This is a genomic window from Amycolatopsis stemonae (assembly GCF_054781455.1).
In genome coordinates this window covers 78,447-90,643 of sequence record NZ_BAAGUJ010000016.1, presented here as the reverse complement: position 1 = coordinate 90,643, position 12,197 = coordinate 78,447, and the positions used below count along the sequence as shown (strand labels likewise).

Here is a 12,197-nt window from a genome sequence, read left to right as displayed (position 1 = left end):
CCTAGGCTGCCGCCATGTCCCCGCGCGCCGCTTTCGCCTGGTGGGGCGCCACGGCGTGCTGGTTCGCCGGCTCGCTCCTGGGCGGCCGCCGGACGCCCGTCGAGGCCGCCGTCCCGCTTCCCGTGGCCGTGCTCGTGTACGTCCTCGGCGCCGGGTTGTGGGCGTTGCTCGTCTACGGCCTCCACCGCGGTGTGAGGGGCGCCCGGACGACGCTGGCGGTCGTCGGGGTCCTCGGCATCGCGGACCTGGTCGTGCAACTGGTCGCGGACTTCGCCCTGGGCGCCGGGCTGCACGGCGGGTTCTTCCTGGCCGCGCTGGTCCTTTCGCTCGCCGGGTACGTCCTGATGTTCTAGGCCCCGCCGAGCCGGGCGGCCAGGAACTCCTGCTCGACGGCGTTGCCGGCCAGCGCGAGCGCGGCCCGGTACGCCTCCGCCGCTTCGGCGTCACGGCCGAGGCGGTGCAGGAGGTCGGCCTTGGTGGCGGGCAGGTAGCGGTACCCGGCGAGCCGGCCGCCGTCCTCCAGGCGGGCGATCTCGGCCAGCGCCGCCTCGGGCCCGTCCACCATCGACAACGCGACAGCGCGGTTGAGGGCCACCACCGGCGACGGCCAGAGGTGCAGCAGCACGTCGTAGAGGGCCAGGATCTGCGGCCAGTCCGTGTCGGCGTAGCTCGGGGCCTGCGCGTGCAGGGCGGCGATGGCGGCCTGCACGCCGAACCGCCCGGGCGGGCCGCCCTTCAGCGCCTCGACGACGAGCCGGTCGGCCTCGGCGACCAGCTCGCGGTCCCAGCGGGAGCGGTCCTGGTCCGCCAGGCGCAGCAGCCGCCCGGCGTCGTCGGTGCGGGTGGCGCGCCGGGCCTGCTGGACGAGCAGGAGCGCGAGCAGCCCGGCGACCTCGGTGTCGGCGGGCAGCAGGGTCCGCAGCATCCGCGCGAGGTCCAGCGCGCGCCCGGTCAGCTCGTCGCGCACCAGGTCGCCGCCGGACGGCGCGGTGTGCCCGGCCGAGTAGAGCAGGTGCAGCACGGTCAGCACGACGGAGACGCGCGCGGGCAGCTCGCCGGCCGAAGGCACCGCGTACGGGATCCGCGCGGCGGTGATCTTCTTCTTGGCGCGGGTGATCCGGGCGGCCATCGTCGGCTCGGGCACCAGGAAGGCGTGCGCGATGTCGGCGGTCGCGACGCCGCACACCAGCCGCAGCGTCAGCGCGATCTGGGCCTCCTGCGCGAGCGCCGGGTGGCAGCAGGTGAACACGAGCCGGAGCCGGTCATCCGGGATCGGCCCGGCGGGCTCGGGCGGCTCGGCGACGGCCGGCTCGACGAGCAGCGGCAGCTTGCGCCGCAGCACTTCCCGGTGCCGGACGCCGTTGAGCGCGCTGCGGCGCGCGACCGTGGTCAGCCACGCGCCGGGCCGGTCCGGGACGCCGTCGCTTTCCCAGCGCTCGAGCGCTTGGAGGTAGGCGTCCTGGACGGCCTCTTCGGCCTCGTCGAGGTCGCGCGTCACCCGCACCGTCGCGGCGAGCACGTAGGCCCACTCGCGACGGTGCGCTTCGGCGACGGCGTCGGCGGCGGACGTCAGCCCGGCACCACCTGGAAGTCGACCAGCGGCCGGACTTCGACCCCGCCTTCGACGACCAGCGTGAGCTTCGCGCAGGCCAGCGCGTGGTCGAGGTCGCGGGCTTCGAGCAGGTACACCCCGGCCAGGACCTCCTTGGTCTCCACGAACGGCCCGTCGGTCACCAGGTCCCCGCGGATCGCGGTGGCCGTCTCGTTCGGCTGCAGGGCCAGCCCCGCGGTCACCTTGCCGCCCAGCCCGGCGATCCGGTCCGGCAGGCCGAGGTGCCGGTCCATGATCTCCTTCGGCAGGTCTTCGGCGGGCACTCGCTCGTAGATCAGCACCGCGTACTGCGCCATGGTCGGTCCTCTCGGTCGTGGTCCTTTCCTACCCCGTCACGCGAGGACCGGCGAAATCGACAACAGCGGAGAACTTCCGTCAGCGCGGGGTCAGCGTCAGCACGAACGTGTTGCCCGCCCCCTGGACCAGCGAGCCGAGGTACGGCGTGAACGCACCGCAGTCCGCCAGCGCCGGGATCGCGTAGGTGCCGGTCACCGGCCCGCCCGTCGCCGGGGTGAAGCCGGTGCCGGAACGCAGGTCGACCGGGATCGACGCGCTCGCCCGGCAGCCCGCGTCCGCGACCGGCAGCCCGAACAACGTCACCTGCGGCAACGCCAACGCCAGCTTCGCGTGCGCCACGAAGCTGTCACCGGCGATCTCGCCGGTCTGCGGGCCGTCCGGGCTGAACCGCAGGTCGGCCGTCCCGGGGACGAACCCGAAGACCTTGAACTCCGCCCGCGTCCGGTCGAACGCCGGGCTGAACCCGGTGAACGACCCGGTGACCGGCGCGCTCGCCCCGAGCGCTTTCAGGGTCGTGGTCCCGGAAACGCCGTAGTCGCGCGAGGACGCGCCGAGGTCGAAGCTCAGCAGCACCGGGTCCTGGCCCGGGTCGAGGGTGCAGTCCGAGGTGAAGGAGCCGAGCCCGGTGAACGAGCCGTCGGCCTTCTTCGGCGTGAGCCGGGCGCTGAAGCCGCCGATCGTCAGGGTCGTCTTGCCCGCGTTCGGCAGCTGCACCGGCGGCACCGAGCCGGACGCGTTCGTGGTGAACGGGCCCGACTGCGGCACCGCCGTCCTGGCCACGGTCAACGGCAGGTTCAACGGCAGCGTCAGCGGCCCGTTGGTCAGCGTCACCCCTGCGGACGCCGTCCCCTCGATGCTCGCCGCGCCGACCAGGGCCAAGCCGCGGGTGGACTTGTCCGGCACGGTCACCGCGACCGCGAGGTCCGAGGTCGTGAACGTGCCGCCCGGCGCGGACGGCACCTCGAACGACGCCTTCACCTCGACGTCCAGCTGCTGCAGGCCGATCAACGGGAACGGGCAGGTGAAGCTCAGCTCCTTGGCGACCGGCGTCGACGCCTGGGCGGGCGTGACGACGGCGAGCGCGAGCACGCAGGCGGCGAGCAGTGACCGGGCGATCCGCACGGGCAGTCCCTTCTCGTGGCACCGGCCCCCGCCGCGGCGCGACGGGGGCCGGCAGTTCGGGTCACTTCTTGGCGAGCACGAGGTCCAGCGTGTTGCCGTCGCTCTTGGCGAAGGCGCTGATGATGTCGTTGAACGAGCCGCAGTTCTGCAGCGCGGACAGCGAGTAGGTGCCCGACAGCTTGCCGCCCTTGAGCAGGTCGAAGTCGGGACCGGTGGTCATCTCGCTGGTCGAAGAGCTGACCGTGCCGCACTTCGGGTCGGTGCTGATCGGGATGCCGAACAGGTTGACCGTGGTGAGGAACGTGTCGAACTTGATGTGCGCCTTGAAGCCGGTGCCCACCAGCTCACCGGTCTGCGGGCCGTTCGGCACGACCTTGACGTCCGAGCTGCCCTGGATGAAGCCGAACAGCTTGAAGTCGGTGTGCGTCGGGTTCAGCTGCAGGGTGCCGGTGAACTTCTTCGCGGCCAGGTCCACGTCGGCGTCGAACGAGCCGGAGATCGGCGCGGTGCTGCCGAGCGACTTCAGCGACGTCGACCCGGTGATGCCGAAGGAGTACTTGATGCCGCCGCCCGGCGGGGTCGTGGTGGGCGGGGTGGTCGTCGGCGGCGTGGTGGTCGGGGGTGTCGTCGTGGGCGGCGTGGTGGTGGGCGGGGTCGTCCCGCCGCCACCGGCGATCGTGATCGTGGCCAGGGTGTTGTTCTGGCCCGCGTCCTGCGTGCAGGGCGCGTCGATCGTGCCGTCCGGCGTGATGCCGGTGACCGAGCCGTCGGCCTTGCGCGGGGTGACCTTGAGCTGCAGGTCGCCGACGGTGATCTTCGCCTGGCCGGCCTGGGTGAACGTCAGCGACGGCGTCTTGCCCGACGCGTTGATGTTCAGCTCGCCCGACGCCGGGATGTTCGTCTTGTCCAGCGTGATCGGGACGTTGACCGGCAGGTTGAGGCTCGGCGCGGCCACGGTCGCGGCGGCCGTCGCGGTGCCCTCGATCGTCGTGGCGCCGATCAGGCTCAGGCCCGCGACGGTGTCCGCGTTGATGGTCGACACGGCCTTGATGTCGAACGCGCCGGTCGGCTGGCCGGTGTTCACCGTGGTCGGCAGGTCGGTGTTGATCACCACCTTCAGCGACTGGGACCCCACCAGCGGCAGCGTGCAGTGGTAGTTCAGGGTCAGCGAGATCGGGTCGGCGGCGCTGGCCTGCGCGCCGACGACCAGCGCGGTGGCGACGAGCCCCACCGCGCCCACGGCCGCGGCGGCCGCGACCGTCTTCTTCTTGCCTCTTGGGTGACTCACGATGGTCCTTCCGTGTATCAACAGTGATACGAAACGGCCCGCGCTATTCGAGAATCGCGACCGGACCGTAAGCTAACGAGCGCGGACGGCGCCGATCAAGGGCTTTCAGTGAAAAGGCAACGCCTGCTCCGCAAATTGTCACCCCAGCACGTCACCCGGCCCGGGTTCCTAGCAGGCAGGGGAAGGTTTCCCCAGCACAAAGGCATCGCCGAAGCGCTGACGAGCGTGACAAATCCACACCGCACAATGTTGACGCACGTGCCAACCGGCCATTCTCTTCTTGCTCGTCCGCGACCGCTCCGCGTAGCTTCGAAACTCATGAAAAGAATGCACAGCGCGGTGCTCGCAATGGCGGCGGCCGCACTTCTGTCGTGTGCCGCCTGCGGGTCGGACGCCCCGGCCGACCCGGGCCGGCACGCCGACCCCGCCGCGCTCGCCTGGGTCGACAAGGTGTGCACCGGGGTCGCCGCGGGCTCGGCGAAGCTGTCTCAGCCGCCCGCCGTCGACGACGCCGACCCGGTGAAGACCCGGGACGCGATGGTCGACTTCCTCGGCCGCCTGGGGTCGGCCCTCGACGACATGGCGGGCGGCCTGCGCACCGCCGGCGTCCCGCCCGTCCCGGATGGACAGTCCGCTGTGGACAAGGCGACCGGCAACCTGACCGAGACGAAGACCAAGCTCGCCGAGACGAAAACCAGGATGCAGCAGGCGAAGGTGACCGACCAGCCCAGCCTGCGGCAGGTGATTTCCGAGGCCGACACCACCATGGGCCAGCTCAGCGATCCCGAAGGCCCGATCAAGGACCTCAAGGCCAACCCCGAGCTGAACCTGGCCTTCAGCGAGTCCGCGACCTGCAAACGCGTCTACGGGACGGGCTCGTGACGCGCCGCGCGCTCGCCCTGCTCGTGGCGTCGGTGCTGGCCGTGGCGCTCGCCGCCCCGGTGGCGGCCGCGGACCCGGCGCCCGGCCCGGCCGACGACTCCTTCTACACGCCGCCGTCGCCGCTGCCCGCGGGCAAGCCGGGCGACGTCCTCCGCTGGCGGCCGTCGAAAGCGGGACCGCGCAAGGACTCCGTCGACGCGTGGCAGGTGATGTACCTGTCCACGAACGCCCTCGGGCAGCCCGACGCCGTCACCGGAACCGTGCTGGTGCCGAAGACCGCGAACCGCGCGACCGCCCCGATCGTCGCGTTCGCGCCCGGCACGCACGGCCCGGCGTTCGGCTGCACGCCGTCGAAGATGATCGACATCGGCGCGTTCTACGAACAGCCGGGCCTCGACGACCTGCTCGACGCGGGCTACGCGGTGACCGTCCCGGACTACGAGGGCTACCAGAGCACGCCGAAGACGACGTACGTCGTGGGCCGGTCGGAAGGCCCGGCGGTGATCGACGCGGTCCGCGCGGCCCAGCGCCTGGCCGCGGCCGGGCTGTCTTCGACGGCCAAGGTCGTCTTCCGCGGCTACTCGCAGGGCGGCGGCGCCGCGGCGTGGGCCGGGGAGCTGCAGCCGGCGTACGCGCCCGAACTGAACCTCGTCGGGATCGCGGCCGGCGGCGTCCCCGCCGACCTCGTCCAGGTGACGCTGCAGCTCGACGGGAAGTTCGGGTTCGGCGTCTTCGCCTACGCACTCCTCGGCCTCGACCAGGCCTACCCGGAGCTGCAGCTCGACTCGTTCCTCAGCGACAACGGCCGCGCGAAGCTGGCGGAGATGAAGCAGAGCGCGTGCACGTTCGAGCTGCTCACGACGTACGCGAACCAGAAGATCGCGGACTACACGACGAGCCCGGGCTACATCAAGCCCGCGTGGGTCGCCCGGCTCAACGAGAACAAGCTCGGCGGCAGCCCGCCGAAGGTGCCGGTGTTCCTCTACCACGCCACCGGCGACCAGCTGGTGCAGTTCGCGCAGGCCGACAGCCTGCACAAGGCGTACTGCGCGGCCGGGGTGGCCCAGACGTGGAAGACCTACGACACCGACCACATCACGCTGGTCTACACCGGCAACGCGGACGTCTTGGCGTTCGTCAAGGACCGGATCGCCGGGAAGCCGGCGACGGCGAGCTGCTGATCAGCGGTTCGGCCGGCCGTGCGGGTGCTGCTGCTGCCACGAGCTGATCACCGAGCTGACGTACTGCTGCCACTCGTCCTGGGCCGGCGGCGCCGCCGTCGTGGGGTGCGCGGGTTTGCGCCCCGCGGCGGCGGGCGCGCTCGTGGTCCGGACCGGGGAGTCGCGCACCTGGGCGGTCATCGGCGGCGGCGCGGCGGACGCGCTCATCGTCTCCACCCCCTCGCTCGAGGGCGGCGGCGCGGCCGGGACGCTCGCCCCGGGCGGCGGGACGGCCGACCCGCCGACCTGCTGGGGCTGGAACAGCACGACGGCGGCCAGGCCGAGCGCGACGGCCGCGCCGGCGCCGAAGACGTACGGGTAGGCGCGGCGCGAGCGGTCGGCGGGCGGGGCCTCGCGCGGGCGCTCGTCGGGTTCGGGGGCGGCCAACTCGGCGTCGAGGATGGCGAGCGGGTCGGGCTGGGGTTCGGGTGCGGGTTCCTCGGCGAGCTTCGCGTCGAGTTCGCCGCGGATGACCAGCGGCCTCGTTTCCGAAAGGTTCACCAGCTCGGCGACCGAGGGGATCTCGCCCTCCCCGCCCTTGCGTGCCATCGAAAGACCTCCACCCTGTCGGCGTCACCCCGGAGGAACCATGCCCGAGCCGCGAGAGCTGCTCCGCTTCGCCGTCGTCGGCCTGGCCGCGTACGGGGTCACCCTACTGGGCGACTACAGCCTGAAGCTCACCGTGTTGCGGGAGAAACCGGTAACTGCGCTTTTCCTCGCGACGGTGGCGTCGACGGCGTTCGCGTACCTGCTGTCGCGACGCTGGTCGTTCGCCGGCCGCGGCGGACACCGGCGGCTGCGCGAGGCCGGGCTGTTCTTCGTGGTCAACGCGGGCGCGGTGGCCGTCAACCTGGTGCCGCCGCTCCTCTCGCGGTACGCGCTGGGGCTCGAGACACCGCACGTGACGTACTTCGTCCAGGAGGTCGCGGACTTCGTCGCCGGGATGGTGCTGGGCACTTTGTCCGGTACGGCGTTCCGCTGGTACGGCTACCGGCGGTGGGTGTTCCCGCGGTCAACGCCACCAGTCGGCGTCCCCCAGAGTGGTGAACCCGAGCTTGTCGTAGAGCGGCTTCCCGGACCGGGAAGCGGTCAGCGTGACGGGACGGTCGTCGAAGTGCCGTAGGACGGCGTGCATCAGGGCGCGGCCGACGCCCTGCGAGCGGTACTCGGGCATCGTCGTGACCCAGTAGACGCCGCCGACACCGCCGTGGGCCATGGTGAGGCAAGCACCTTCGTCTCCCCGGCGGAAGAAGGCCTGGGCGGGCAGCCCAGGCGGGAAGACCGTCCCGGGTTCGGCCGGCTGGTACTCCTCGAGCGGGAAGCCGTGGACGATGACGTCCTCGGCCCGCGCCAGCTCGGCGGGCGTCCGCACGCGGGTGACCGTGGGCTCGTCCGGCACGGGCGCGGGCTCGCGCACCATGACGGGCAGCTGCCGCGCGCTCATCCCGAGATCGGTCAGGTCGAGCGTCCGGAACGCATCCTCGACGACGACGGTCCGGCCGTCGAGCCGCCGCAGCCGCGCGAGCTCGGTCAGCTCGTCGACGGCGGCGTCGCCCGGGTTCGCGGACCGCACCATGATCCGGAACCGCCGGCCGTCGATCGCGGTGAAGCCGGGCCGTTCGAGAACGCGGTCACCCCGGGCCCGCCCGAGAGCGGTCCACATCGCGACGGCGTTGTCGGCAGCCTGCCGCAGCCGCTCGGTGAGCAATCCGGTCATGCCGGGCAGCCTAGGACGGCTCTGGCCCTCCCTCCAGAGCCGATCCGGCGGCTTTCTCACTCACGACCGGCCACGGCAGGCAGCGCCCGTTCCGCCAGCAACGCCAGCTCCAGCCGCAGCCGCTCGCCCGGGTCGTCCAAGCGCGCCCCGAACAGCTCGCCCAGTTTCTTCAGCCGGGCCCGGATCGTCTGCGGGTGCAGGTCCAGCAGCCGCCCCAGCTCGGGCGCGCTGCCGCGGGTCTGGACCAGGGCCAGCAACGTCTCGGCCAGCTGCTCCCGCCGCCGGTCCGAAAGGCCGGCCAGCGGTGCGAGCGTCGTCGACGCCAGTTGCTCGACGAGGAACTCGTCCGCCAGCAGGAGCAGCGTCGTCAGGTGGTCGCGGCACCAGACGACCGGGCCCGGGACGTCCAGGAGTCCTCGCGCGGCCAGGTCGACCGCGCGGCGGGCGACGCGGAACGACTCCGGCGCCGAGGCCAGCGGGACCAGGGGCCCGACCGCCGCCGTCCAGCCCGCCGGGAGGGCGGCCAGCTCCGCCAGGTCCACGTCCGGGGCGGACGTCAGCGCGGCCGGCGGGTCGCCCGCCGGGTCGGCCGGGACGTGGTCCGGCAGCAGGCCCGGCGGGAACTCCGGCGCGCCCGGCAGCGCGCGGAACGCCACCGCGGCCACCTGGGCAGGCACGCGCAGCCCGGACGCCGCGACGAGACCGTCCACTTCGGCCGGTGTGCGGCCGCTGAGGAGGGCGTGCAGCAGGCGGCGGTGCCGTTCGCCCGTGCCGGACATCGCCGCCTCAGCCGCGCGGTAGCCCTCGGCGACCGCCGCCATCGACGTCTCGACGTCGGCGAACATCCCCTCCGCCGCGCCGTACAGGACGTCGCCGGACAGGCCGGCTTCGCGGGCGATGTCGGCGATCCAGCGCCACGTCACCCGGCTCGACACGCGCACGGCCGCCTGCACCGCTTCGCGGCTCAGACCACTGTGGAAGGCCTGGCGCCCGTGCCCGCGGAACTCGGCCAGCCGGTCGGCCTGCCACATCGCGGGCGTGCCGACGCGGTCGATGTCCCGCTCGATGCCGCGCCGCGCCTGCTCGATCGCGGCGACGCGCTCGGGTCCGGGACCGAAAATCGCGGAATATTCCGGAATCTCGCGGGCGATGCCGTCGATGCAGGCCCGCGCGATCTCCGGGATCCGCGGGCGCACGGCGTCGCCGAGCTCGTGGGGGAGCCTCGCCCACACCGAGCCGTCGGAAGCAGCGGAACCGCGCATGGGGAATTCGGTCCTCCGCCCAGGGAATTGACACCTCGGAAATGGCCCCCACCATCTGCCACGGAGCGTAGAACTCGTACCCGTCCGTGTCAAAAGGATGTGTTCGTGTCACTCTTTCAGGGAACCCCGGGAACTCGTCGTTGATTTTTCAGTGACACATCCGGGTAAGGACACCGCCCGGTTCGGATACGCTCGTCCCCTCCGGGACGTGAGAAGGGGGATTCGTGGTCGAGTACCGCAGCTTCCGCCTGCTGGCCTCGCTGCCGCGCGCGCTCGGCGCCGGCCTGCGCCCGCACGTCGGGCACGCCGCGGCCTCGATGATCCAGGAGGTCCAGCGCACGGTCCCGGCCTACGGCCAGCCGCTCAAGGGCGTGTTCGGCAAGGTCCTGGTCCGCAGCGTCGAGTACGCCGTGCAGCACTGCGTCGACTCGATGGGCGACCCGGCCCTGTCCCACGAGCACTGGGTCGACTTCTACCGCGGGCGCGGCCGCATCGAGTTCGAGGAGGGCCGCACCCTCGACGCGCTGCAGGACAGCGCCACCGTCGGGGCCCGGGTGGCCTGGCGGGCGATGCACCCCGGCGTCGTCGCCGCGGGGGTCGACCCGGCCGTCATCTCGGTCGCCGCCGAGGCCATCTTCGCCTACGTCGACGAGCTGTGCGCCACCGCGATCGAGGGCTACCAACAGGCCCAGGCGGACGCCGAAGGCGCGGTCCCGGTCCGTCGGCGGAGGCTGCTGGAGCTGATCGTGCAGGCCCCCGAAGGCGCCGCGAGCAGCATCGCCGAGCTGGCCGGCGGCGCGGGCTGGCCGCTGCCGGAGACCGCCGCGATGGTCGCCCTCGAACGCGGCCCCGACGCCGCCGACTTCCCGGCCGACCTGCTCGGCGACGGCGTCCTCGCCGACCTCGACGGCCCCGAGCCGCACCTGCTGACCCGCGATCCCGACGCCGACCTGGCTCCCCTGGAGGCCAAGCTCGACGGCTGGCGGGCCGCGGTGTCCCCGACCGTGCCGCTGGCCGACGCGCCGGCCGCGCTGCGCACCGCCCGCCGCGCCCTGCTGCTGTCCGGGCCGGACGTCCCCGGCCCGCTCATCTGGTGCCGCGACCACCTGGCCACGCTCTGGCTGCTCGCGGAGGACTTCCTGGCCGCCGAGCTGGCCCGCCAAAGCCTCGACCCGTTCGCGTCCCTCAGCGAGAAGCAGCGCGAGCGGCTGGGCGAAACGCTGCTGGCCTGGCTGGAGACGCGCGGCGGGGCGCCGGAGATCGCGCAGCGCCTCGGCGTGCACCCGCAGACCGTGCGCAACCGGCTGCGGCAGCTCGAGGAGCTCTTCGGCGACCGCCTCAAGGACGCCGACGACCGGTTGGGGATGCAGCTGGCGCTGCGGGCTCAGCGGCTGATGCGCGCGCACCGGCCGGACGGTGATCGGGAGCGCTGACCAGGCGGTCGAGCGCCCGCACCGGCATCGGCAGCAGACGCCGCCACGGACGGCGCACGCCGGGCGCTCCGGAGGAGACGGAGAAACTCGCGCGGCAGGACATCAGCGCGTCCGGTGCGTCATTGCGGCCATGTTCGAGGAATACCCGCCCCGCCCGGGGAATGTCGAGAGGCATTACCGATTAATCGCGGAAACCCGCATGCGAGACCGCCTTTCCGGCGGCGTTCTTGTCATGCACGAGCCGAATTGACGCACAGTGGCGTTCGACACAGCGGGCGCGAGCAGTCGGATGCCCTATTTTCAGGTCCGCGAGAAAGGCGGCCGATGACCCTCGAGACACACACCCTGACGCTGCACGGCCGCCGGATCCGGCTGCACGAGCACACGCCGTCGACAGGTGCGGGCGACGAAGCGGTCGTGCTGCTGCACGGGATCGCGGGCAGCGCGGAGACCTGGAAGCCGGTGCTGCGCCGGTGCGACGCGCTCGGCCGGCGCGTGCTGGCCCTGGACCTCCCCGGCCACGGCGAGTCCGAGGCGCCGCGCGCGGACTACGGTCTCGGAGCGATGGCGAGCATCGTGCGGGACGTGCTGGCGGTGTCCGGCGTGCGGCACGCGACCGTCGTCGGCCACTCGCTCGGCGGCGGGATCGCGATGCAGTTCGCCTACCAGTTCCCGGAAATGTGCGATCGTCTCGTCCTGGTCGCCAGCGCCGGGCTGGGCCCGGAGGTGAGCGTGGTGCTGCGCGCGACGGCGCTGCCGGGCGCCCGGGCCGTGCTCGCGTGCGCGGTGAACCGCGTGACGCTCGCGATCGCGCGGGCCGCGGCCCGGCTCGGCCGGCGGCTCGGCGGGTCGTTGAACGCTGAAACACGGGAACTGGCCCGGCATTTCGGCTCGCTGGCCGACCCGGCGCGGCGGCGGGCGTTCCTGGCCATCGCGCGCGGCCTGATCGACCTGCGCGGCCAGCGCGCGAGCGCCGTGGAGAAGCTCTACCTGGCCGAAGCCGTGCCGACGCTGCTGGTCTGGGGCGCGCGCGACCCGCTCATCCCGGTGACCCACGGGCGGCGGACGGCCGGGCTGCTGCCGAACGGCCGCTTGACCGTCCGGGAGAACGTGAAACACTTTCCACACGTGGCGGACCCGGACGGTTTCTGCCTGCTGCTGAACGAGTTCGTCCGGGGGACCGAGCCTGCGCGGCTGACGCTCGACGACGTCGTCGCACGCCTGATGACCGCGAATCAGGCCCCTTGAAAAAGTTGTCACCCGCACACCATCCCGTCCCGACGGAAGTGTCACCTGACGTCGCGCCCTTCCACCCGTTCGGGTGTAGACCGGACGGGTTACCGCAAAGTCAGTTGAGAACCCGT

The 12,197-nt window shown here is 72.6% G+C and carries 13 protein-coding genes; 6 read left to right on the top strand and 7 right to left on the bottom strand.

The genetic code is table 11. From position 1 onward, the window contains the following. Positions 1 to 14: 14 nt before the first annotated feature. Positions 15 to 353, top strand: coding sequence for a hypothetical protein (locus tag ACYVLJ_RS39250; RefSeq protein ID WP_460442464.1), 339 nt, complete (start codon positions 15 to 17; stop codon positions 351 to 353). Here the strand turns inward: ACYVLJ_RS39250 and ACYVLJ_RS39245 are convergent. From ACYVLJ_RS39245 to ACYVLJ_RS39230, 4 genes are all read right to left on the bottom strand, one after another. Continuing rightward, a complete protein-coding gene (locus tag ACYVLJ_RS39245) occupies positions 350 to 1,519 on the bottom strand; it encodes an RNA polymerase sigma factor (protein ID WP_460442463.1) in 1,170 nt (389 codons plus the stop codon). The genes ACYVLJ_RS39250 and ACYVLJ_RS39245 overlap by 4 nt on opposite strands. Positions 1,520 to 1,569: 50 nt before the next feature. Further along, the gene (locus ACYVLJ_RS39240) at positions 1,570 to 1,908 is read right to left on the bottom strand and encodes a YciI family protein (protein WP_460442462.1); all 339 of its coding nucleotides are present in this window, start codon (positions 1,906 to 1,908) and stop codon (positions 1,570 to 1,572) included. Between the two features lie 79 nt (positions 1,909 to 1,987). Further along, positions 1,988 to 3,031 carry a DUF6801 domain-containing protein gene (locus ACYVLJ_RS39235; RefSeq protein WP_460442461.1) on the bottom strand — a complete coding sequence of 348 codons (1,044 nt, stop codon included), beginning with the start codon at positions 3,029 to 3,031 and terminating at the stop codon, positions 1,988 to 1,990. 61 nt (positions 3,032 to 3,092) lie between these two features. Next, complete coding sequence (locus ACYVLJ_RS39230; protein WP_451967446.1) at positions 3,093 to 4,319, bottom strand: DUF6801 domain-containing protein; 1,227 nt, start codon at positions 4,317 to 4,319, stop codon at positions 3,093 to 3,095. Between the two features lie 318 nt (positions 4,320 to 4,637). Between ACYVLJ_RS39230 and ACYVLJ_RS39225 the strand changes: the two genes are divergently transcribed. Next, positions 4,638 to 5,201, top strand: a complete 564-nt coding sequence (locus tag ACYVLJ_RS39225) for a hypothetical protein (RefSeq protein ID WP_451967448.1) — start codon at positions 4,638 to 4,640, stop codon at positions 5,199 to 5,201. Further along, on the top strand, positions 5,198 to 6,382 hold the full coding sequence (locus ACYVLJ_RS39220) for an alpha/beta hydrolase family protein (RefSeq protein ID WP_460442460.1): 1,185 nt from the start codon (positions 5,198 to 5,200) through the stop codon (positions 6,380 to 6,382). Before ACYVLJ_RS39225 ends, ACYVLJ_RS39220 begins: the two co-directional genes overlap by 4 nt. On the opposite strand, the gene ACYVLJ_RS39215 is transcribed toward ACYVLJ_RS39220, so the two are convergent. After that, on the bottom strand, positions 6,383 to 6,970 hold the full coding sequence (locus tag ACYVLJ_RS39215) for a hypothetical protein (protein WP_460442459.1): 588 nt from the start codon (positions 6,968 to 6,970) through the stop codon (positions 6,383 to 6,385). A gap of 40 nt (positions 6,971 to 7,010) precedes the next feature. Between ACYVLJ_RS39215 and ACYVLJ_RS39210 the strand changes: the two genes are divergently transcribed. Continuing rightward, positions 7,011 to 7,544 carry a GtrA family protein gene (locus ACYVLJ_RS39210; RefSeq protein ID WP_451967452.1) on the top strand — a complete coding sequence of 178 codons (534 nt, stop codon included), beginning with the start codon at positions 7,011 to 7,013 and terminating at the stop codon, positions 7,542 to 7,544. On the opposite strand, the gene ACYVLJ_RS39205 is transcribed toward ACYVLJ_RS39210, so the two are convergent. Further along, entirely contained in the window at positions 7,434 to 8,138 is a 705-nt protein-coding gene (locus ACYVLJ_RS39205) for a GNAT family N-acetyltransferase (protein WP_460442458.1), read from the bottom strand. The two genes, ACYVLJ_RS39210 and ACYVLJ_RS39205, sit on opposite strands and share 111 nt — an antisense overlap. 56 nt (positions 8,139 to 8,194) lie before the next feature. Next, positions 8,195 to 9,400 (bottom strand): CdaR family protein, encoded by a 1,206-nt coding sequence (locus ACYVLJ_RS39200; RefSeq protein WP_460442457.1) that lies wholly within the window; start codon positions 9,398 to 9,400, stop codon positions 8,195 to 8,197. A 224-nt stretch (positions 9,401 to 9,624) separates the two neighbouring features. Here ACYVLJ_RS39200 and ACYVLJ_RS39195 point away from each other — a divergent pair, with 224 nt between their 5' ends. Together ACYVLJ_RS39195 and ACYVLJ_RS39190 are read left to right on the top strand one after the other, a co-directional pair. Continuing rightward, positions 9,625 to 10,833, top strand: coding sequence for a PucR family transcriptional regulator (locus tag ACYVLJ_RS39195; protein WP_460442456.1), 1,209 nt, complete (start codon positions 9,625 to 9,627; stop codon positions 10,831 to 10,833). Between the two features lie 324 nt (positions 10,834 to 11,157). Further along, complete coding sequence (locus ACYVLJ_RS39190) at positions 11,158 to 12,081, top strand: alpha/beta fold hydrolase (protein WP_460442455.1); 924 nt, start codon at positions 11,158 to 11,160, stop codon at positions 12,079 to 12,081. Positions 12,082 to 12,197 lie beyond the last annotated feature (116 nt).